This window comes from Dactylosporangium roseum, from assembly GCF_025264685.1.
Classification (GTDB): domain Bacteria; phylum Actinomycetota; class Actinomycetes; order Mycobacteriales; family Micromonosporaceae; genus Dactylosporangium; species Dactylosporangium roseum.
Map to the genome: position 1 here is coordinate 6,326,492 of NZ_CP073721.1, position 20,506 is coordinate 6,346,997.

Consider the following 20,506-nt stretch of genomic DNA (forward strand, 5'->3'; position numbering starts at 1 on the left):
GAGGACTTCGCGGGGCCGGGCCACGAACGTTCGTCGAACCCGGGATCAGACCACCACGGAGACCATGCGGCCGGCCACGACGATGACCTTCTTGGGCTGCTTGCCGGACAGGTGGGACTCGACCGCGGTCAGGGCCGCCTCGCGTACGGCATCCTCGGGCGCGTCGGCGGCGATCTCGATCTTGCCGCGGACCTTGCCGTTGACCTGGACCGGGTAGGTCACCGACTCGGCGACCAGGAACGCGGGGTCCGCGGCCGGGAAGTCGGCGTAGGCGATCGAGGACTCGTTGCCCAGCCGCTGCCACAGCTCCTCGGCCAGGTGCGGGGCGAAGGGCGCGATCATCCGCACCAGCGGGTCGGCCACCTCGCGCGCCGTGCCCGCCGAGGACACCTGCGTGACCCGGTTGGTCAGCTCGATCAGCTTGGCGATGGCCGTGTTGAAGCGCATCTCCTCGATGTCGACCCGCACGCCGTCGATCACGCGGTGCAGCAGCCGCCGGGTCTCGTCGTCCACCGCGCCGCCGACCACCCGCAGGGCGTCGGTCTGCTCGTCGACGAACAGGCGCCAGACGCGCTGCAGGAAGCGGTGCGCGCCGACGACCGCCCGGGTCTCCCACGGGCGCGACACGTCCAGCGGGCCCATGGACATCTCGTAGACGCGGAAGGTGTCGGCACCATACCGCTCGCACATCTCGTCGGGCGTGACGACGTTCTTCAGCGACTTGCCCATCTTGCCGTACTCGCGCTCCACCGGGGTGGAGCCGTGGAAGTACTTGCCGGGCTCCCGCTCCTCGACATTCTCGGCCTCCACGTAGACGCCGCGCGGGTCCTTGTACGCGTACGCCTGGATGTACCCCTGGTTGAACAGCCGGCGGAACGGCTCCTCCGACGACACGTAACCCAGGTCGAACAGGACCTTGTGCCAGAACCGCGCGTACAGCAGGTGCAGCACCGCGTGCTCGACACCGCCGACGTACAGGTCGACACCGCCGACGTCACCGTCGCGCTGCGGACCCATCCAGTACCGCTCGTTGGCCGGGTCGACCAGCGCCGAGACGTTCGTCGGGTCCAGGTAGCGCAGCTCGTACCACGACGAGCCGGCCCACTGCGGCATGACGTTGGTCTCGCGGGTGTACGTCTTCGGCCCGTCGCCCAGGTCCAGCGTGACCTCGACCCACTCCTTGGCGCGGGATAGCGGCGTCTCGGGCATCGAGCCGGCGTCGTCGACGGCGAACGTGCGCGGCGAGAAGTCCTCGACGTCCGGCAGGGTCACCGGCAGCATCGACTCGGGCAGCGCGACCGGCATGCCGGTCTCGTCGTAGACGATCGGGAACGGCTCGCCCCAGTACCGCTGGCGGCTGAACAGCCAGTCGCGCAGCCGATACGTGATCGCGCCCTGGCCGTGGCCGTTGGCCTCCAGCCACTCGATGATCTTCGCCTTCGCATCGGCGATGTCCAGCCCGTCCAGGAAGCCGGAGTTGATCGCCGGGCCCTCGCCGATGAACGCCCTGCCGTCGAAGCCCTCGCTGGGCTGTACCGTCCGGATGATCGGCAGCTCGTAGACCTCGGCGAACTCCCAGTCCCGCTCGTCCTGGCCGGGCACCGCCATGATCGCGCCCGTGCCGTAACCGGCCAGCACGTAGTCGGCGATGAAGATCGGGATCTTCGCGCCGTTGACCGGGTTGGTGGCATACGCACCCGTGAAGACGCCGGTCTTCTCCTTGGCGTCGGCCTGCCGCTCGACGTCGGTCTTGCCCGCCGCGAAGTCGCGGTAGGCGGCGACCGCCTCGGCGGGTGTGGCCTTGCCGCCGGTCCACTTCTCGTTGGTCGTGCCGTCCGGCCACGCCGCCGGCACGATCGCGTCGACCAGCTCGTGCTCGGGGGCCAGCACCATGTACGTCGCGCCGAACAGGGTGTCGGGGCGCGTGGTGAAGACCCGGATCGGCGTGCCGACCTCGGTCGGGAAGTCGATGTGCGCGCCGCGGGACCGGCCGATCCAGTTGCGCTGCATCGTCTTGACCTTGTCCGGCCAGTCCAGCCGGTCCAGGTCGTCCAGCAGCCGGTCACCGTACGCGGTGATGCGCATCATCCACTGGCGCAGGTTGCGCTTGAAGACCGGGAAGTTGCCCCGCTCGCTGCGCCCGTCGGGCGTGACCTCCTCGTTGGCCAGCACGGTGCCCAGTCCCGGGCACCAGTTGACCGGCGCCTCGGAGATGTAGGCCAGGCGATGGTCGTCGACGATCTGCCGCCGCTCGACCGCGGACAGATCGGCCCAGGCCCGCCCGTCCGGCGTCGGCCGGGTGCCCGCCTCGAACCGCTCGATCAGCTCGGCGATCGGTCGCGCCTTCCGCAGGCCGGTGTCGAACCACGAGTTGAAGATCTTCAGGAAGATCCACTGGGTCCAGTGGTAGAACTCGGCGTCGGTCGTCGCGACGCTGCGCCGGTCGTCGTAGGCCAGGCCCAGGCGGCGCAACTGGCCGCGGTAGCGCTCGATGTTGGCCTCGGTGGTGGTGCGCGGGTGCGTGCCGGTCTGCACGGCGTACTGCTCGGCGGGCAGGCCGAACGCGTCGAAGCCCATCGGATGCAGGACGTTGTAGCCGGCCATGCGGAAGTACCGCGTGTAGCAGTCGGTGCCGATGTACCCCAGCGGGTGACCGACGTGCAGGCCCGCGCCCGACGGATAGGGGAACATGTCGATCACGTACAGCTTCGGCGCCCCGGCGCGTGGGTGGTTCGGGTCGCTGAGCGGGCCGGTCGGGTTCGGGGCCTGGAAGGTGCCCTGCTCGGACCAGTAGTCCTGCCAGCATGCCTCGATGTCGCCCGCCATCGCCGCGGTATAGCGGTACGGCGGGATGTCGACCGCTCCGTCGGTCACTGCCTCGCTCATGACTGTCCCCACCTCAGGTCTCGGGATTCCCCAGCATTGTCCGGACATGAAAAAACCCCTCACACAGGAGGGGTCGCCGTGCCGTCGCAACTAGTGCGTCAGCACGGCTCGCCAAGAAGCCGGACCGCCCAGGTCATACCACGGAGTGTAGCGCAGCGTGCGGGGACCCACGGACCGCGTTTCCGCCGGGTGCCCACGGGCGGGGTGGCCCGCGGACACCCGGCGCGGGTCAGAGCGGGGTGGCGACCGGCAGGCCGGGCAGGCAGCGGCGCGGCAGCGCGCCGAGGGCGTGGACGTCATCGGCCGGGCCGGAATCGGCGGCGCCGGTGAATCCGGTGCCACCCAATCCGATGACCTTGGCCGTTTCGCCCGTGAGGCCGACATTGTCCGGCGTGACATCGCCGTGCACGCGGTGTTGGGCGCGCGCTGCCCGTCATGTACCGCATCAGTCTGCGCGAATCGACCGCAACCGACATACCTGTGGGCCCGTTTGTAAGGCATTTGTGAGGGTACGTACGACCCGCTTCATCGCCGCTTCATGGTCGCTTCACGGCCGCGCGAAATTCGCACAACGCGTCCGGGCGGGATGTCCGCAATGACGGAATCCGGTCCGACGCTGTGTCAATTCCCCGGCTAGCCTGAGGGGATACCACCGGCGCTGGCTGCGTTCCGATGACAACGATTCGGCGCAACCGGGCGGTTCACCTATGGGTCTAACACCTGACGGTGGCCACGGCACGACCATGAGGAGGCCAGTTGACCAGGCACCGCACGTTCGAGGAGCTCGGGCCCCCGCTCCCCGTCCCCGAGTTCCGCGCCGCGACGGATGCGATCGTCGCCAACATCGAGCAGGTCATCGAGGGCAAGACCGCCACCGTGCGGCTGGCCCTGGCCGTGCTGCTCGCTGAGGGCCATCTCCTCATCGAAGACGTTCCCGGCGTCGGCAAGACCAAACTCGCCAAGGCGCTCGCCCGGTCCATCGACTGTTCGGTGCGCCGTATCCAGTTCACTCCCGACCTGCTGCCCAGCGACGTCACCGGGGTGAGCGTCTACAACCAGGAGACGCGCGACTTCGAGTTCAAGCCGGGTGCGGTGTTCGCCAACATCGTGGTCGGCGACGAGATCAACCGCGCTTCGCCGAAGACGCAGTCGGCGCTGCTGGAGAGCATGGAGGAGCGGCAGGTCACCGTCGACAGCGCGACCTACCCGTTGCAGGTGCCCTTCATGGTCATCGCGACGCAGAACCCGATCGAGATGGAAGGCACCTATCCGCTGCCGGAGGCGCAGCGCGACCGGTTCACCGCCCGGATCGCGATGGGCTACCCCGACATGGGCGCCGAGCTCGCCATGCTCGACGTGCACGGCCGTCACGACGCGCTCGACGACCTGATGCCGATCTCCGACGCCATCACGATGCGGCGGATGATCGCCACCGTCCGCGAGGTGCACGTCGCCGACACCGTGAAGCAGTATGCGGTCAACATCGTCACCGCCACGCGCGAGTCCACCGAGCTGCGCCTCGGCGCGTCGCCCCGCGCCACGCTGCAATTGCTGCGCACCGCGCGTGCCGTCGCCGCCCTGGAAGGCCGCGAGTTCGTGCTCCCCGACGACCTCCAGGCCCTGGCCGTGCCGGTCCTCGCCCACCGCGTCATCCCGACCGCCGAAGCCCAGTTGTCCCGCCGGACCACCGACGCGATCATCGCCGAGCTCGTGCACCGCCTGCCGCTGCCGTCCGACCGGCAACCCCGTTCGCCGTACGACACGCGTCCGCGTGGGCAGCAGTACGGAGGCCGCTGAACATGCGCGAGGCGCTGCGGGGGCTCACCACACGGGGTCGTAGTTTCCTGGCCGCCGCCGCAGCGGCCCTCATCGCCTCGCTGATCCTCGGCGAGCGTGACCTGCTCCGGGTCGCGGTGCTGCTCGCCGCGCTGCCGCTGCTGTCGGCGGCGTATGTCGGACGCACCCGCTACCGCCTGTCGTGCAGCCGGACGCTCGACCCCCACCGCGTGCAGGTCGGCGCCAGCGCACGGGTCATCCTGCGGCTGCAAAACCTGTCCCGCCTGCCCACGGGCACGATGCTGCTCGAGGACCGGCTGCCGTATGCCCTGGGCAGCCGCCCCCGCCTGGTGCTCGAGAAGCTCGGCGCGCACCAGGCCAGTTCGGTGGCCTACACGGTCCGCGCCGACGTCCGCGGGCGCTACGAGGTCGGCCCGCTCGTCGTGCGGCTCACCGACCCGTTCGGGCTGTGCGAGCTGACCAGGGCGTTTCCGTCCGTCGACCGGCTCACCGTCATCCCGCAGGTCGTGCCGCTGCCCTCGGTGCGCCTGGCCGGCGAATTCGCCGGATCCGGCGAGAGCCGGGCCCGGTCGGTGGCCGTGCACGGCGAGGACGACGCCGCCACCCGGGAGTACCGCTACGGCGACGACCTGCGCCGGGTGCATTGGCGCTCGACGGCGCGCACCGGCGAGCTCATGGTCCGCCGGGAGGAGCAGCCCTGGGAGAGCCGGGCGACCGTCGTGCTCGACACCCGGGCGGGCGCGCACCGCGGCGAGGGGCCGACGGCGAGCTTCGAGTGGGCGGTGTCCGCGGCGGCGAGCATCGCGGTGCACCTGCGTCACGCGGGCTACAAGATGCGCCTGGTCACCGACGCGGGCGTGGACGTCGACGCGACCGAGATCGACGGCGACGGCCCGCTGCTCGACCAGCTCGCCGACGTGCGGCCGGCCCAGCGCGGCGACATCGGCACGCTGATCGAGCGGGTCCGCCGGCGCAACGACGGCGGCCTCATCATCGGCATCTTCGGCCTGTTGTCGGCGGCCGAGGCGGAGTTGCTGGCCGGATTCCGGGTCAACAACGCGACCTGCGTCGCGCTGTTCGTCGACTCGTCGACCTGGCTCAACCTGCCGACCGCGGCGCGGGAGGAGGCCGACCGGTCGTACGGCGTGGCGGCGCTCGCCCTGCTGCGCAGCGGGTGGCGGGTCGTCGAGGTACCGCACGGGGCCAAACTGCCCGCGCTGTGGCCGCAGGCGGGACGGGGGTCGCAGGGCTTCGCCTGGCGGGCCGCGTCCGCGGAGAGCGTCGCGGGAGGCGTTCGGTGAACCAACGAAAGCACCTCACCCTGATCGCCGCCGGCTCGGCGTTCCTCGCCGCGCTGCCGCTGATCAACGTCTTCGACAAGTACACGTGGGCGTTCCGCTCGTTCCTGGTGCTCGCCGTCATGTGCGGGGTGGCCGTGCTGGTGCGCAGCCTCCGCGCACCGAGCTGGGCGCCGACCGCGGCGATGGCGGTCTCCGGGCTGTTCGCGATGACCTGGCTCTTCCCCAGCGGGGCGGAGTTCGCCGGCATCCTGCCGTCGCCCGGCACGATCGCCCACTTCGGCTCGCTGCTGAAGACCGCGTCGGTCGAGATGAGCGAGTTCGCCACACCGGTCGGCGACCGGGAAGGCTTCCTGTTCCTGGCCACGCTCGGCGTCGCCGTGGTCGCGCTCATGGTCGATGTGTTCGCGGTCGTACTGCGCCGGCCGGCCCTCGCCGGCCTGCCGATGCTCGCGATCTACTCGGTGCCGGTCACCGTCACCACCGAGAGCACGAGCTGGTTCCCGTTCGTGCTCGGCGCGGTCGGCTTCCTGTGGCTGCTCGTCACCGACAACGTCGACCGGGTGCGCCGCTTCGGGCGCCGGTTCACCGGCGACGGGCGCGACGTCGACCTGTGGGAGCCGTCGCCGCTCGCCGCCGCGGGTCAGCGCCTCGGCGCGATCGGCGTGCTCGCCGCGGTGATGCTGCCGCTCCTGCCGTTCGCCATGCCGGCCGGCATCCTCAGCCAGTTCGGCAGCGGGGCCGGCGGCGGCCCGGGCATCGGCGGGCGCGGCGGCAACGGCCGCTCGGTGAGCATGTTCGCCCTGCTCGAAGGGCAGCTCAACCGGAACAAGGCGTTCGACATGGTCAAGGTGACCAACGTCAACGACAAGAGTCCGTACTATCTGCGCTTCAACGTGCTGGAGACGCTGACCAACCAGGGCTTCAGTGCCAGGCCGATCAGCGGCGGCAAGCCCGTCGACACCGGACTGGCCGGCCCGGCCTGGAACTCGTCGGTCAAGACGAACACGTACAAGGCCAACATCGAGGTCACCAACGAGCTGGCCATCTACTTCCTGCCCATCTACACCTGGCCGACCAGGATCGAGCGGGTCGACAACAACTGGTCGTTCGACAGCAAGACCGCGGTGGTGTACTCCAACAAGCAGACGACGGCGAAGAAGAAGTACACGGTCGAATACGTCCGGCCGGACATCCGCCCCGACGATCTGCGCGGCGCCGAACCGCTGAACACCAACGCCGCGGAGCTGCGGGACGTGCTCACCGCACCCGCGAACAACTACGTCAAGAACCAGGTCGCCGACCTGACCAAGGGCAAGACGACGCAATACGACAAAGTCATGGCGATCATGAACTTCTTCTCGCCGTCCAACGGTTTCATGTACGACACGACGACCGGCGCGGACACCAGCGGGAGCAAGATCGTCGACTTCCTGCAGAACAAGCGGGGCTACTGCGCGCAGTACGCGGCCGCGTTCGGTTGGATGCTGCGCGAGGCGAAGATCCCGTCACGGGTCGCGTTCGGCTTCGCCCGGGGCGGCACCCGGCAGGGCGACACGATGACGCTGACGAACTTCAACCTGCACGCCTGGACCGAGGTGTACTTCCCCGGCTACGGCTGGCTGCCGTTCGACGCGACCCCGTCGACGTCGATCGGCGGCTCGGTCATCCCGTCGTACGTGCCGCAGGCGGCCAACAACGTCACCGGCGACGACCGGCCGAACCGGCCGGGCGGCCTCCCCGGCGCGGACCCGTCCGAGTCCGCGACCGCTCCCGGCACCGACCAGGGCAACAACCCGGGCACGGTCGACAGCGGCCCCCTGGTGCAGGACGCCGACACGTGGGATCAGGTCAAGTCGGCACTCCCGTGGGTGGGCGGCGGCCTGCTGCTCCTGCTCCTGCTGCTGAGCCCGGCGATCACCCGCAACCGCACCCGGGCCAAGCGGTTGTTCGCCTCGGTCGGCGCGTCCAGGCCCGTCTCGTACGGTTCGTCGGGCGGGATGGAAGTGGTGCCGCTGCCGCCCGACGATCCGTCGTACGCCCGGGCCCGCACCGAAGCCCACAAGGCGTGGGACGAGCTGGTCGACCTGATGGTCGACTATCACGTCCCGACCGACGACGCGGAGACGCCTCGCGCGACGGTCGAGCGCCTGGTCGCCAAGGAGCGGCTCCGGGACAAGGCGCAGGACGGTGTGAAACTGCTCAGCATGGTCGAGGAGCACGCCCGATACGCGCGGCGCCCGCTCACGGGCCAGGAACTGCGCGGAGCGGTGAGCGCGGTGCAGACGGCGTTCGCCGAGCGGTCACCGCGGAAGACGAGAATCCTGGCGGTCCTGCTGCCCCCGTCGGTGCTGCGCAGGTGGCGCGCGGCCACCGGCATCCGCTTGAGCACGGTGGCGCTGTCCGTCGGCCGCGGCTGGGACCAACTGATGCGGGCCTTGAGCGTCCGCCGCTTCGTCGCCAGACGCTCCGACCGCTGATCCCCCGTTCGTCGCGGCCCCGCCCGCTGTCGCCGGCGGGGCCGCCTTTCGGCCGGAAGGTCCCCTCCGCACCCGCTTCCCCAACCGGCGGTCCGTCGGGCAGCCCTGCTGCTCGTCACCCTCCCAGCCCTCGCGCGTTCTCCGCAGGCCGTTCCGCTCGCACGTTCCGCAGCCCCAAAGCGGCCTAACGCGCCCTTCCTTGCCCCGTTCCCGGGCACGTCCTTTGATGCCCGGGAGACGCCTTCGATGCGGCGCCGCTTCCCTACCTTGCTGGTGAGCGTGCCATTCGTAGGCGACATTTCGGAAATGTCGCCCGCGAAGCCGCCACTTCAGTGGCTACCGACTCCCGATCGCCGCTCGATCTCATGATCATGGGAAAGATGTGGCTGCCCCGATAGCCAGATCTTTCCCATGATCATGGAGTCGCCGGTCCGGAACCCGCCGCCTCGGGTCGAGCGGCGACCACGGGCGACAGACACCCACCCGCACGACTGTGCGTCACCATCTCGTAGCGCAATACCGGGGTGGACAGGCGACCGCACGGCTCAACTCCGCGGCCATGCGCCTGGGCAGCCAGACGTTCCCCACGATCATGAGCCAGGCGACTCGCGCCGACCCGGGTCACTAGGCGTAGCACCGACAGCACCGACCAGGAGCCTAGATACACCCGTTAAGCGTGATTTGCCGGAATTCCGTCGCCCCGTCCCCGACGCCTCAAGCACTCCGGCACCTCCCTCAAGCACTCCGGCACCTCCCTCAGGCACTCCGGAATCTCCGTTCAGCATGGTCACGGAGCTTTACGGGGGTTCCGGGAGACAACGAGGCCGCCGAACCACGGCCTGACCACCCGAAGACCTGCGAGAACAGTGCCAGGACGGGACACCTGGCGACAGCCGAAGGAGGGCGGCCGACGAGTCGGGCGGGCAGCGAGACAGGGCGCGTCGGGCAAGTCGCTCGACACGCCTGATGGGTGCGGCCAGGCGGCTAGAGGTCGCCCTCGGGGCGGCGCCGCCAGCGTTCCTCCAGGCGGTCGACCAGGCCGCCGCGGCGCTGGCGCGTGCGCCGGCTGGCGGTGCCGCCGACGACGTGCAGGTCGGTGCTCTGCCCGCGCCGGTATGCCTGCATGCCGAACGCCAGGGCGCCGAGCATGACCACGAACCCGCCGACACCGAGCGGCGGGACTGAGATTGCGACGCCGTAGACGAGCAGCGCCATGCCGGCGAGCAGGAGCACCGCGGCCGCGATCATCCGGCGCTTGGCATGGAACCGCGGGTCGGTGGCGCGCACCGCTGAGGCGAACTTGGGATCCTCGGCAAGCGACCGTTCGATCTGCTCGAACAGCCGCTGCTCGTGCTCCGAGAGCGGCACGGCACTCCTCCCCGGTCGCGAAGACCGGCCCTGATGGACCGGCAGTCCGGCACAGCCGGACGGCTGCGTACTGGCAAGTTTACGAGGGGGTCAACCCGTCGGAAAGCGGGACGATGGTCCGGCCGTGCCGAATTTCCGTCGAGTGTGGCTCCTATGTTCTTCCATTGTGTCGCGTCCCGGACTCGGCGGCCCCTCCCCCGGCGGGTGCGGCACCGTTTCCGTCGGGTCGCATACCGTCGCCGCGCAGCAGGCTGGCGGGCCTGACGAGGCCCGAACCGAACCGCGCGGCGACCGCGTCGGCGGCCCGCTCGGCGTCACGCCAGCCGTGATCCCGCTCACCGAGCGTCATCTGCCGGGGTGCGCCCTCCGCGTGGACAAGACCCTCGACCCGTACTCCGATCAGGCGAATCCGCTCCCCCGTCCGGGCCGACCGGAACAACGTCCAGCCGATCTCGAAGATCTCCCGGCTGACGTCGGTGGGGATGTCGATGGTCCGTGACCGGCTGAGCGTCTGGAAGTCGGCCAGCCGGATCTTGACCGAGACGGTGCGACCCGCCTGGCCGGCGTGGCGGAGGCGCTGGGCGACCTTGTTGGCGAGGGCGAGGATCGTGCGTCGGATGATTGACAGGTCGCTCACGTCGACGTCGAACGTCGTCTCGGCACCGATCGACTTCTCGACGTGCTCGGGGGTGACGCGGCGGGGGTCGCGGCCCCGGGACAACTCGTGGAGATGCGCGGCGGCCGCGTCACCGACGGCGGAGCGGAGCATGCCCATCGGGGCGGCGGCGAGATCACCGACGGTCTTCAGGCCGAGCCGCCGCAGGGTCTCGGCGGTCCGCTCGCCGACGCCCCAGACCGCCGACACCGGCAGGGGATGCAGGTAGTCGAGGATGCGGTCCGCGGGGATGACGACCACCCCGTCGGGCTTGGCCCGGGTGGAGCCGAGCTTGGCCATGAACTTGGTGGGCGCCACCCCGACGGAGCAGGTGAGCCGCTGCTCCTCGGCGACCCGCCGGCGGATGAGCGCGGCGATCTCGGCGGGGCGGCCGAGCAGCTTGCGGGCACCGGTGACGTCGAGGAACGCCTCGTCGAGCGAGAGCGGCTCAACGAGCGGCGTCACGTCCCGGAAGATCGCCATGACGGCGCGCGACGCCTCCGTGTAGGCGGTGAAGTCGGGCGGCAGGAAGACGGCGTGCGGGCAGAGCCGCTGGGCGCGGCTGCCCGGCATCGCGCTGCGCACGCCGAACTTGCGAGCCTCGTAACTCGCCGCGGACACCACACCCCGAGGGCCGGCGCCGCCGACGATCACCGGCTTGCCGCGCAGCTCCGGCCGGCGGCGGATCTCGACCGACGCATAGAAGGCGTCCATGTCGACGTGCAGCACCGTGCAGCCGGTGTCGTCGGCACCGGGCCCGAACTCCTCCGAACCCGAGCCGTCCCGCGGCACCGCCTGACTTCGTCCCACACCGCGCACCCTAGCCCCACCCCCCGACAAAATTGACGAGAAGTTAGGCATGCCTTACCTTGCTGGAATGGCCCGCCTCGCGATGTCGTCGCCGCTGGCGCCCGTTGTCGCCGCCCTGGAGGGCCTCCGGCGGCGTCACCCGGACGTGTTGGCGTGCATCGTTCCCGGCCTGTTCCTCGCACCGCACGAGATCGCGCCGCACGAGATCGCGCCACAGAAGATCGCCGCGCCGCACGAGATCGCATCGCACGGAATCGCGCCGCCACACGAGATCGCACCGCGAGCCATCGACCCGCAGGCGCTGGCCGTGCTCGTCGTGGCGGGCTGGACGAGAGCCCGTCGCGTGCCGCTGCTGTTCCCCGACGCGACGTTCCTCAACCGGGCGGGTCAGCTCGGCGTCCGGCGGGCGGACGTGGCCGTGCTCGTGGGTGACCCCGTGGCCGGGCGCCCCGGCGTGGTCGTGGCACGCGACAAGGGCGAGCTGCTCGCGATCGTCCAGGACAACCTGTGCGTCCTGGCCGCCGGCCCGGGGCTGGCGAGCAAGATCCGCGAACTCACCGAGGAATGGTCAACGCCGCACCACGAGCAGCGGGATCTGCATCTCGGCGGCCGTGCTGGAGCCGTGGAACGCCACCATCCGTGACACCTTGGCCGGCTCGTGAGCGCTGGCCAGGACCACCCACCGCTCGCGGCAGGCCACCACGACGTCACCGACCCGCGCGAGGTGCTGCTGCGGGATCGGCCCGAACCAGCCCGACGCCACCGCCTCCTCGCGGGTCACCACCCACGCCCGGTCGCCCAGCACGCCGCGCCACGTGGCCATCACGTCGGCCGTCGCACCGGGGATCGTGTGCAGGTACCGCACCCGGGGCTCTCCGGCGACGACGGCGACCCCCTCGCGCAGCCGAGCGTCCCGGTCCAGGTCGAGGCGCCGGTCGGCCGGGATGTCCAGTTGGCCGTGGTCCGCGGTGACGATGAGCGCCGAGTCTGGCGGCAGGCCGTCGATCAGCCGGGTGAGCAGCCGGTCGGCGTCCGCGACGGCGGTGCGCCACTCGCCCGTACCGATGCCGAAGTCGTGCCCGGCCCGGTCCACGTCCGGCAGATAGCCGAAGACCAGCGCGGACGACGCCAGCGCGGCGAGCATCGACGAGGCGACGGCGTCGGCGGCGTCTCCCGCGCCGAACCGCGCGCCCCGGTAGGCGGACAGCGACAGGCCGGAGTCCTGGAACGCCGGGTTGCTCACCACCGTCGTCGGGATGCCCGCGTTCGCCGCGCGGGTGAACGCCGTCGGCAGCGGCTGCCACGCGGCGGGGTCCGGCTGGTCCTGCCAGCGCAGGTGGTTGACGAGCTTGTCGGTGCCCGGCTGGTTGAGCACGATCCCGACGATCCCGTGCGCACCGGGGGGCGCGCCGGTGCCGAGTGTGACCAGGCTGACCGGGGTCGTCGACGGGAAGCCCGAGGTGATCGAGCGCGCGGTCCCGAGCCGGCCGCCGATCATGTCGGTCAGGGTCGGCGCGTGCGGCGACGCGACGCCGAGCTGGTGCCAGCCGAGCCCGTCGAGCAGGACCACGGCGACGCGCCGGACGCCCGCGAGCGTGGCCGAGAGCCCGAGGGCGTCACGCTCATACGGCATGCCCAGCACGTTGAGCACGCTGGGCATCACCTCGGCCAGGCTCGCCTGCCCGTATCGGGGTGCGACCGGATCGAGCTGGCCCATCAGGCCTTCCGGGCCAGCAGGTGCAACTGGGTGGCGATGTCGCGATACGGCGACGTGCCGGCCAGCGCGAGCTCGAACGCCTGGAGGGCCTCCGGCTCGCTCTCCGCGACCGTCCCGGGCACGAGGTCGGCGACGACCCGCACCCCGTGGATCTGCTCCACCGCCAGGCCGCACTCGCTGAGCAGGGCGGTGGCGCTCTCCGCGGAGTAGCGCCGGCGCAACCGGTCACGGGAGTCGCCGCGCCCGTCGGGGCTCGCCACGAGCAGCGACGCGGCGGCCAGGTGTCCCCCGATCGCCTTGGCGAGCACGGCCGCCGCCCGGTTGGCGACGACGACGCTCGCCGCGCCGCCGGGGCGCAGCGTCGCGGCGAGCGCGGCGACGACCTTGTGCGGGTCGTCGACGACCTCGAGGAGGCTGTGGCCGAGCACCAGGTCGACGCTCTCCGGCGGCACCAGATCGGCGAGCCCGTCGCCGTCGCCCTGCACGGCGACGATCCGGTCGGCGACCCCGGCCTCGTCCGCGCGGCGCGTGAGCGCGGCCAACGCGTCCGGGCTGGGGTCGACGACGGTGACGACGTGGCCGGCCTTGGCCAGCGGCACCGCGAACCCGCCGGTGCCGCCGCCGACGTCGAGGGCGGTCAGCGGCCGACCGGCACGCGCCAGCTCACGCCGCAGGACCTGCCAGACGACAGCGGTGCGGGGGGCTGAGGACTCCACGCGATAGACCCTAGACCACCTCAGGAGTACAGTTGCGCCCCGCTCTCGATGAACTCGCGGGACTTCTGGCGCAGGCCGATCTCGTGACTGATCCGCATCGAACAGAACTTCGGGCCGCACATCGAGCAGAAGTGCGCGGTCTTCGCCGGGGCGGCCGGCAGGGTCTCGTCGTGGTATGAGCGCGCCGTGTCCGGGTCCATGGCCAGGTTGAACTGGTCCTCCCAGCGAAACTCGAACCGCGCCTTCGACAGCGCGTCGTCCCACTCCTGCGCTCCGGGGTGACCCTTCGCCAGGTCGGCCGCGTGCGCCGCGATCTTGTAGGCGATCACCCCGGCCTTGACGTCGTCCCGGTCTGGCAGCCCCAGGTGCTCCTTCGGGGTGACGTAGCAGAGCATCGCGGTGCCGTACATGGCGATCATCGCCGCGCCGATGGCGGAGGTGATGTGGTCGTACGCCGGCGCGACGTCCGTGGTCAGGGGGCCGAGCGTGTAGAAGGGCGCCTCGTGGCACCACTCCCGCTGCAGGTCGACGTTCTCCTTGATCTTGTGCATCGGCACGTGGCCGGGGCCCTCGATCATGACCTGCACGTCGTGGTCCCAGGCGATCCGGGTCAGCTCGCCCAAGGTCCGTAGTTCAGCAAGTTGTGCCTGGTCGTTGGCGTCGGCGATCGAGCCGGGGCGCAGGCCGTCGCCGAGGGAGAACGAGACGTCGTACCGCGCGAAGATCGCACAGAGCTCCGCGAAGTTCGTGTAGAGGAAGTTCTCCTCGTGGTGCGCCAGGCACCAGGCGGCCATGATCGAGCCGCCCCGCGACACGATGCCGGTCACCCGCTCCGCCGTCATCGGGACGTACCGCAGCAGCACGCCCGCGTGCACCGTCATGTAGTCGACGCCCTGCTCGGCCTGCTCGACGATCGTGTCGCGGTAGACCTCCCAGGACAGCTTGACCGGGTCGCCGTCGACCTTCTCCAGCGCCTGGTAGAGCGGCACCGTCCCGATCGGCACCGGCGAGTTGCGGATGATCGCCTCGCGGGTGGCGTGGATGTGCTTACCGGTGGACAGGTCCATGACCGTGTCCGCGCCCCACTTCGTGGCCCAGGTGAGCTTGGCGACCTCCTCCTCGACGCCTGAGGTGACCGCCGAGGTGCCGATGTTGGCGTTGACCTTGACCAGGAACCGGCTGCCGATGATCATCGGCTCGCTCTCCGGGTGGTTGACGTTGTTCGGCAGGATGGCCCGCCCGGCGGCGATCTCGTCCCGCACCAGCGCGGCGTCGACGCCCTCACGGATCGCGACGAACTCCATCTCCGGCGTGACGATCCCCCGCCGCGCGTAGTGGAGCTGGGTTCGCGGCTGGTTCTCGGGACAGCCGCGCTCGGCGATCCACGGTGCCCGCATCGCCGGCAGCCCGGCCGGCGGGTCGTTCAGCGGCCCGGACGTGTCGTAGAGCCGCACCGGCGGATTGCCGCCGCTGAGCTCCACCTCGGCGAACGGCACCCGGATGTCGGGCCTGGTTCCCTGGACGTAGACCTTGCGTTTCATGTGCGCGTCCCCTCTTTCGGGCAGGCTGCGTCAGCCCCCGAATCGCATTGATCCGGGAGTCGTACCGGCTGTGTTCGGTGCGATCGGCCTAGTCGAACGGCCCCCAGGACAGCGGCCCGTGCCCGGTTCCGAGGGACCAGCCGGCCGATCGCGTCAGTGCCTCGTGCACGTACTGCTTCGCCCCGCGCAGCGCGTCGGCGAGGGGCTGCCCGAGCGCGAGCCGCGCGGCGGTCGCCGCCGCGAAGGTGCACCCGGTGCCGTGGTTGTTCGCCGTGTCGATCCACGGCGCTGTGAGCAGCTCCACCTGCCCGTCGTGCCACACGACGTCGACGGCCTCCGCGCTGCCGCGCAGGTGGCCGCCCTTGACGACCACACAGCCCGAGCCGTGGACGGCCAGGTCGGTGGCCGCCTTGATCGCGTCGTCGACGTCGACGATCTCGCGGCCGAGCAGGACCGACGCCTCACGCAGGTTCGGCGTGACCACCGCGGCGTGCGGGAAGAGCAGGTCGAGGTACGCGCGCTCGGCGTCGCGGGTGAAGAGCCGGTCGCCGGACGACGCCACCAGCACCGGGTCGACGACGAGGCCGGGCAGCCGCGGCGCGTACGTCGCCACCAGCGCCACCGTCTCCGGGGTGGCGAGCATGCCGGTCTTGACCGCGGCCACCGGCAGATCGCCGAGGACCGCGTCGAGCTGCGCGCCGACGAACGCCGGCTCGACGGCCGAGACGCCCCGCACGCCGATCGTGTCCTGCGCGGTCAGCGCCGTGATCACGCTGGTGCCGAACACCCGGTGCGCGGCGAACGTCTTCAGGTCGGCCTGGATCCCGGCCCCGCCGCCGGAGTCGGACCCGGCGATCGTGAGCGCGACGGCAGGGTTCGTCATGCGGTCAGCAGCTCCTTCACGAGCCGGGCCGGGTCCTCGGCGCGCATCACGGCACCCATCACCGCCACCCCCGCGGCACCCTCGTCGAGGCAGTCACGGACGCGGGCCGGCGAGTCGACACCGCCCAGCGCGTACACGGGAATCGGCACCGCGAGCGCCATCCGCGCCAGGCCGGCGAGGCCGAGCGGCGGCCCGTACCCCGGCTTGGAACGCGTCGGGAAGATCGGCGACAGCGTGGCGAACTCGACGCCGGCCTCGTGCGCCGTGCAGAGGTCCGCCAGGTTGTGGCACTTGCGCAGCTCCGGCCCCTCCTCCAGGAGCAGCCGCCCGCCGGCGGCCGTCACCCTGGCCCGAAGCCGCCCGGTGAGGTCCTCGCGCTCGGCCGGCGGCAGGTCGCCCTCGCGCAGCACGAACACCCGCGCCCCGCCGTCGAGCGCACCGTCGACGACCTCGTCCAACGGCCGGTGCGCCTGGCGGCGGTCGGTGAACACGACGAGGCCCGGCGCTACCACGGCATACCCCCGGCGGGGCTGGATGCGGTCGCGTGCAGGCGGCGCGGGATGCGGCCGGCCGTGTACGCGAGCCGGCCCGCCCCGACCGCGAGCCGCATCGCCTCGGCCATCCGCGCCGGGTGCTCGGCCCTGGTGACCGCGGAGGCGAGCAGCACTCCGTCGCAGCCCAGCTCCATGGCGAGAGCCGCGTCGGAGGCCGTGCCGATCCCGGCGTCGAGGATGACCGGAACGGTGACCTTCTGCCGGATCAGCGCGATGTTGTACGGGTTGCGGATGCCCATCCCGGAGCCGATCGGGGCGCCGAGCGGCATGACCGCGGCGCATCCGACGTCGGCGAGGCGCTGGGCGAGGACCGGGTCGTCGGTCGTATACGGCAGGACGACGAACCCGTCGTCGACCAGCCGCTCCGCGGCGAGGGCGAGCTCGACCCCGTCGGGCAGCAGCGTGTCCTCGTCGCCGATCACCTCGAGCTTCACCCACGCGGTGCCGAACGCCTCGCGCGCCAGGTGGGCGAGCTTCACGGCCTCGGTCGCGGTGTAGCACCCGGCGGTGTTCGGCAGCACCCGCACCCCGCACCGCTCGATCACGTCGAGCAGCGACGGCGCGGCCGGGTCGAGCCGGCGCAGGGCCACGGTGACGAGCGCGGTGCCGCTGGCCCGGATCGCGGCCTCGAGCGCGGCGTGACTGGCGGCCCCGCCGGTGCCCAGGATGAGCCGCGACCCGAGGGACTCCCCGGCGATCTGTAGCTGGTCAACCACCCTGGACCGCCGTGAGCACCTCGATGTGGTCACCGTCGGAGGGGCGGATGGCGTCCCACTTCGTGCGCGGGATGACGTCGCCGTTGAGCGCGACCGCGATCCCGCGTGGGTCGGGACCGGCGAGCTGGTGCACGACGTCGGCGACGGTGATGTCGTCGTCGACGGTCGACGCGACGGCATTGACCACGAGCTGCATTCGGCTCACTCCTGCCTCCCTGCGCCGGCATGACCCGGATCAGGTTCGACGGTCGGGGGCTGACAGCCCCCCTCTCAGCCCGGTCATACCGGACTCCCGTGGGGTACCTGCCGACCATAACCCCTGGCAGGGCTCAGGTAAAGCGCGTCGCCGCGAACGCCGCAACATCGACATCGGTCGCCCCGGTGGTGGCCAGGTCGGCGATGACCCGCGCCGTCACCGGCGCGAGCAGCACCCCGTTGCGGTAATGCCCGGTCGCCACCAGCACCCGCCGCCCCCGCCCCCCATCGCGTTGATCATGCGGTTGTGGTGCCACGACACTCCCTGAATGCCCGGGTTTGTCAGGCACCACAACTGCATGATCAACGCGATGGGGGACGGGGAGGGGGCCGAGGAGCGGGGCGTTGTCCGGGGTGCCGGGGCGCAGGCCGGCGAGCGTTTCGGCGAGCGTCAGCTCGACCACGCCGGGCAGCAGGTCGGCGGCCGGACGGAGCAGGTCGAGCACCCCGCCGGCGGTCACGGTGGTGTCCGCGCCGCGCTCCTCCTCGGTGGCGCCGACGACCAGTTCACCGTCGGCGCGCGGCACGAGGTACACGTGGCGGCCCAGCGCCACGCCGCGGATCACGTGCCGGACCAGCGGCTCGGCGCCACGCAGCCGCAGCAACTGACCCTTCACCGGCCGGACCGGCAGCCCGGTGAGCCGTGCGGCGCCGACGCCGTTGGCGACGATGGTCACATCGTCCCGTACCGTGGAAAGATCATCGATACTCGTGGACTCGAAGCGGATCGGCAGGCTCCGCAGGGCCCGCAGCACCAGCCGCGGGTCGACCTGGTGGTCGCCGGGGGCGAACGCGCCGCCCCGGACCCGCGGCGAGAGCATCGGCTCCAGCTCACGTAGCTGCCGCCCGGTCAGCGGCTCGATCGGCGTGCCCGCCCGCCGGTAGTAGTCGACGAGCCGCAGCACCTCGGCGTGGTCGTCGTCGGTGAGGGCCACGAGCAGGCTGCCCTCGGTGCGGTAGCCGACCCGCATGCCGCTCGCCGCCTCCAGCTCGGCCGCGAACGCCGGCCAGCGGCGCATCGACTCGAGCATGAGCGCCCGCAGGGCCTCCTCGCCGTAGTTCGCCTCGGCCGTCGGGGCGAGCATGCCGGCGGCGACCAGGCCGGCGCTCCGGCCCGGGTCCGGGTCGTGCACGGTGACCTGCGCACCTCGCCGCAGGAGCTCCCAGGCACAGGCGAGGCCGATGACGCCACCCCCTACGACGGTCGCCCTCATCGCGACACCAGCGCCGCGAACTCGGCGGCGGCCGCGCCCGGATCCACGGCGCTGTTCACCGCGCTGACGACGGCCACCGCGTGCGCGCCGACCGCGAACAGCTCGGCGGCCCGCGCCGCGGTCACCCCGCCGATCGCCACCACGGGCACGTCGACGGCCCGCACCACCGCCCGCACCCCGGCGGGGCCGATGGCGTCGGGCAGCCCGGTCTTCGTCGTCGTGGCGAACGCCGGCCCGACGCCGAGGTAGGAGGCGCCGTCGGCGACCGCCTGGCGCGCGGCCCGCGGGTTTCGTGCGGTCGCACCGAGGACGGCGCCGGGGCCGAGGATCCGCCGTGCGGCGGCCACCGGCAGGTCGTCGGCGCCGACGTGGCCGCCGTCCGCGCCGGCCGCGAGCGCGACGTGCAGCCGGTCGTTGACCAGGCAGGTGGCGCCGCCGGCCCGGCACAGCTCCAGCACGCGGACGGTCAGCTCGTACGCCGCCCGGTCCGTCACGTCGTCCTCCGGCCGCACCTGCACGGTGTCGAAGCCGGCCCGGAGCGCGGCCGCCACGACCGTCAGCGTGTCGCGGCCGGGTCGGGTGTCGGTGATCAGATGCAGTCGTCCGAGGGTGTGCACCGCGCTAGCTTTTCAGACATGCAGCAGGTGCGACTGGGCCGGACCGGCCTCAAGGTTTCCGAAATCTGTCTCGGCATGATGAGCTACGGCGATGCCGCCTGGCGCGACTGGGTCCTCGACGAGGAGGCCGCCGATCCGTTCGTGCGGCGCGCCGCCGAGGCGGGGATCACGTTCTTCGACACCGCCGACGTCTACTCGCTGGGCGAGAGCGAGCGGATCACCGGGCGACTCCTGACGAAATACTTCGCACGCCGCGAGGACTACGTCCTGGCCACCAAGGTCCACGGCGCGATGAGCGACCGGCCCAACGACGCCGGCCTGTCCCGCAAGCACATCCTGGCCGGCATCGACGACTCGCTGAGCCGCCTCGGCACCGACCACGTCGACCTCTACCAGATCCACCGGTGGGACCCGCAGACCCCGATCGAGGAGACGATGGAGGCGCTCCACGACGTCGTGCGGGCGGGCAAGGCCCGCTACGTCGGCGCGTCGAGCATGTACGCCTGGCAGTTCGCGAAGGCGCAGCACACGGCCCGCGGCAACGGCTGGACCGAGTTCGTGTCGATGCAGAACCACTACAACCTGGTCTACCGCGAGGAAGAGCGTGAGATGCTGCCGCTCTGCCTGGATCAGGGCGTCGGGGTGATCCCGTGGAGCCCGCTCGCGCGGGGTCTGCTCGCCGGCAACCGCGGCCCGGGCGGCGAGCCGCGCACGACCCGCGCCAACAGCGACGCGTTCAACTCGATGTACACCGACGACGACTTCGCCGTGGTCGACGCCAACGCCGAGGTGGCCGCCGAGCGCGGCGTGTCCCCGGCCCGGGTCGCGCTGGCCTGGCTGCTGTCGCGCCCCGCGGTGACGGCCCCGATCGTCGGCGCCACCAAGCTCGCCCACCTGGAGGACGCGATCGCCGCGACCGGGCTGACCCTCGACGAGAAGGAGATCGAGCGCCTCGAGACCCCGTACGTGCCTCACCGGGTGCTCGGCCACTGACGCCCG

At 71.6% G+C, this 20,506-nt stretch carries 17 protein-coding genes and 1 riboswitch; of the genes, 5 read left to right on the plus strand and 12 right to left on the minus strand.

What is annotated here, in order from left to right:
- Window positions 1-45: 45 nt before the first annotated feature.
- Window positions 46-2,886: a leucine--tRNA ligase gene (gene leuS, locus Drose_RS29655; protein ID WP_260724580.1), complete on the minus strand. Its 2,841-nt coding sequence runs from the start codon at window positions 2,884-2,886 to the stop codon at window positions 46-48.
- 756 nt (window positions 2,887-3,642) lie between these two features.
- On the opposite strand from leuS, the gene Drose_RS29660 reads away from it, so the two are divergent.
- Genes Drose_RS29660 through Drose_RS29670 form a run of 3 tightly spaced genes read left to right on the plus strand, consistent with a single transcriptional unit; the run spans window position 3,643 to window position 8,461 of the window.
- Entirely contained in the window at window positions 3,643-4,683 is a 1,041-nt protein-coding gene (locus Drose_RS29660) for an AAA family ATPase (protein WP_260724581.1), read from the plus strand.
- 2 nt (window positions 4,684-4,685) lie between these two features.
- Window positions 4,686-5,984 (plus strand): DUF58 domain-containing protein, encoded by a 1,299-nt coding sequence (locus Drose_RS29665; RefSeq protein ID WP_260724582.1) that lies wholly within the window; start codon window positions 4,686-4,688, stop codon window positions 5,982-5,984.
- Window positions 5,981-8,461 carry a transglutaminase TgpA family protein gene (locus Drose_RS29670; protein WP_260724583.1) on the plus strand — a complete coding sequence of 827 codons (2,481 nt, stop codon included), beginning with the start codon at window positions 5,981-5,983 and terminating at the stop codon, window positions 8,459-8,461. Before Drose_RS29665 ends, Drose_RS29670 begins: the two co-directional genes overlap by 4 nt.
- A 984-nt stretch (window positions 8,462-9,445) precedes the next feature.
- Here the strand turns inward: Drose_RS29670 and Drose_RS29675 are convergent.
- A complete protein-coding gene (locus Drose_RS29675) occupies window positions 9,446-9,829 on the minus strand; it encodes a DUF3040 domain-containing protein (RefSeq protein WP_260724584.1) in 384 nt (127 codons plus the stop codon).
- Window positions 9,830-9,980: 151 nt separating this feature from the next.
- The gene (locus Drose_RS29680) at window positions 9,981-11,294 is read right to left on the minus strand and encodes a DNA polymerase IV (protein ID WP_260724585.1); all 1,314 of its coding nucleotides are present in this window, start codon (window positions 11,292-11,294) and stop codon (window positions 9,981-9,983) included.
- Between the two features lie 67 nt (window positions 11,295-11,361).
- Here Drose_RS29680 and Drose_RS29685 point away from each other — a divergent pair, with 67 nt between their 5' ends.
- Window positions 11,362-11,937 (plus strand): hypothetical protein, encoded by a 576-nt coding sequence (locus Drose_RS29685; RefSeq protein WP_260724586.1) that lies wholly within the window; start codon window positions 11,362-11,364, stop codon window positions 11,935-11,937.
- Here Drose_RS29685 and Drose_RS29690 read toward each other — a convergent pair.
- From Drose_RS29690 to thiE, 9 genes are all read right to left on the minus strand, one after another.
- Window positions 11,863-13,011 (minus strand): alkaline phosphatase family protein, encoded by a 1,149-nt coding sequence (locus Drose_RS29690; protein ID WP_260724587.1) that lies wholly within the window; start codon window positions 13,009-13,011, stop codon window positions 11,863-11,865. The two genes, Drose_RS29685 and Drose_RS29690, sit on opposite strands and share 75 nt — an antisense overlap.
- Window positions 13,011-13,727, minus strand: a complete 717-nt coding sequence (locus Drose_RS29695) for a class I SAM-dependent methyltransferase (RefSeq protein ID WP_260724588.1) — start codon at window positions 13,725-13,727, stop codon at window positions 13,011-13,013. Before Drose_RS29695 ends, Drose_RS29690 begins: the two co-directional genes overlap by 1 nt.
- A gap of 20 nt (window positions 13,728-13,747) precedes the next feature.
- Window positions 13,748-15,268 (minus strand): phosphomethylpyrimidine synthase ThiC, encoded by a 1,521-nt coding sequence (gene thiC, locus Drose_RS29700; protein WP_260724589.1) that lies wholly within the window; start codon window positions 15,266-15,268, stop codon window positions 13,748-13,750.
- A gap of 88 nt (window positions 15,269-15,356) precedes the next feature.
- Window positions 15,357-16,151: a bifunctional hydroxymethylpyrimidine kinase/phosphomethylpyrimidine kinase gene (gene thiD / locus Drose_RS29705; RefSeq protein WP_260724590.1), complete on the minus strand. Its 795-nt coding sequence runs from the start codon at window positions 16,149-16,151 to the stop codon at window positions 15,357-15,359.
- Entirely contained in the window at window positions 16,148-16,663 is a 516-nt protein-coding gene (locus Drose_RS29710; RefSeq protein WP_260724591.1) for a thiamine phosphate synthase, read from the minus strand. Before Drose_RS29710 ends, thiD begins: the two co-directional genes overlap by 4 nt.
- Entirely contained in the window at window positions 16,657-17,421 is a 765-nt protein-coding gene (locus Drose_RS29715; protein ID WP_260724592.1) for a thiazole synthase, read from the minus strand. The genes Drose_RS29710 and Drose_RS29715 overlap by 7 nt, the downstream gene beginning before the upstream one ends.
- Entirely contained in the window at window positions 17,414-17,617 is a 204-nt protein-coding gene (gene thiS, locus Drose_RS29720) for a sulfur carrier protein ThiS (protein WP_260729852.1), read from the minus strand. Before thiS ends, Drose_RS29715 begins: the two co-directional genes overlap by 8 nt.
- A riboswitch (TPP riboswitch) is annotated at window positions 17,617-17,727 on the minus strand. Its footprint overlaps the gene before it by 1 nt.
- Window positions 17,728-17,750: 23 nt before the next feature.
- The gene (thiO, locus tag Drose_RS29725; protein WP_260724593.1) at window positions 17,751-18,890 is read right to left on the minus strand and encodes a glycine oxidase ThiO; all 1,140 of its coding nucleotides are present in this window, start codon (window positions 18,888-18,890) and stop codon (window positions 17,751-17,753) included.
- Window positions 18,887-19,507 (minus strand): thiamine phosphate synthase, encoded by a 621-nt coding sequence (gene thiE / locus Drose_RS29730; RefSeq protein ID WP_260724594.1) that lies wholly within the window; start codon window positions 19,505-19,507, stop codon window positions 18,887-18,889. The genes thiO and thiE overlap by 4 nt, the downstream gene beginning before the upstream one ends.
- A gap of 18 nt (window positions 19,508-19,525) precedes the next feature.
- On the opposite strand from thiE, the gene Drose_RS29735 reads away from it, so the two are divergent.
- Window positions 19,526-20,500, plus strand: coding sequence for an aldo/keto reductase (locus tag Drose_RS29735; RefSeq protein WP_260724595.1), 975 nt, complete (start codon window positions 19,526-19,528; stop codon window positions 20,498-20,500).
- Window positions 20,501-20,506: the final 6 nt, after the last annotated feature.

Coding starts and splice junctions, on each gene's coding strand:
- leuS (WP_260724580.1), bottom strand. CDS start 2,886: ATGAGCGAGGCAGTGACCGACGGAGCGGTCGACATCCCGCCGTACCGC.
- Drose_RS29665 (WP_260724582.1), top strand. CDS start 4,686: ATGCGCGAGGCGCTGCGGGGGCTCACCACACGGGGTCGTAGTTTCCTG.
- Drose_RS29685 (WP_260724586.1), top strand. CDS start 11,362: ATGGCCCGCCTCGCGATGTCGTCGCCGCTGGCGCCCGTTGTCGCCGCC.
- Drose_RS29690 (WP_260724587.1), bottom strand. CDS start 13,011: ATGGGCCAGCTCGATCCGGTCGCACCCCGATACGGGCAGGCGAGCCTG.
- thiC (WP_260724589.1), bottom strand. CDS start 15,268: ATGAAACGCAAGGTCTACGTCCAGGGAACCAGGCCCGACATCCGGGTG.
- thiD (WP_260724590.1), bottom strand. CDS start 16,151: ATGACGAACCCTGCCGTCGCGCTCACGATCGCCGGGTCCGACTCCGGC.
- thiS (WP_260729852.1), bottom strand. CDS start 17,617: ATGCAGCTCGTGGTCAATGCCGTCGCGTCGACCGTCGACGACGACATC.
- thiO (WP_260724593.1), bottom strand. CDS start 18,890: ATGAGGGCGACCGTCGTAGGGGGTGGCGTCATCGGCCTCGCCTGTGCC.
- Drose_RS29735 (WP_260724595.1), top strand. CDS start 19,526: ATGCAGCAGGTGCGACTGGGCCGGACCGGCCTCAAGGTTTCCGAAATC.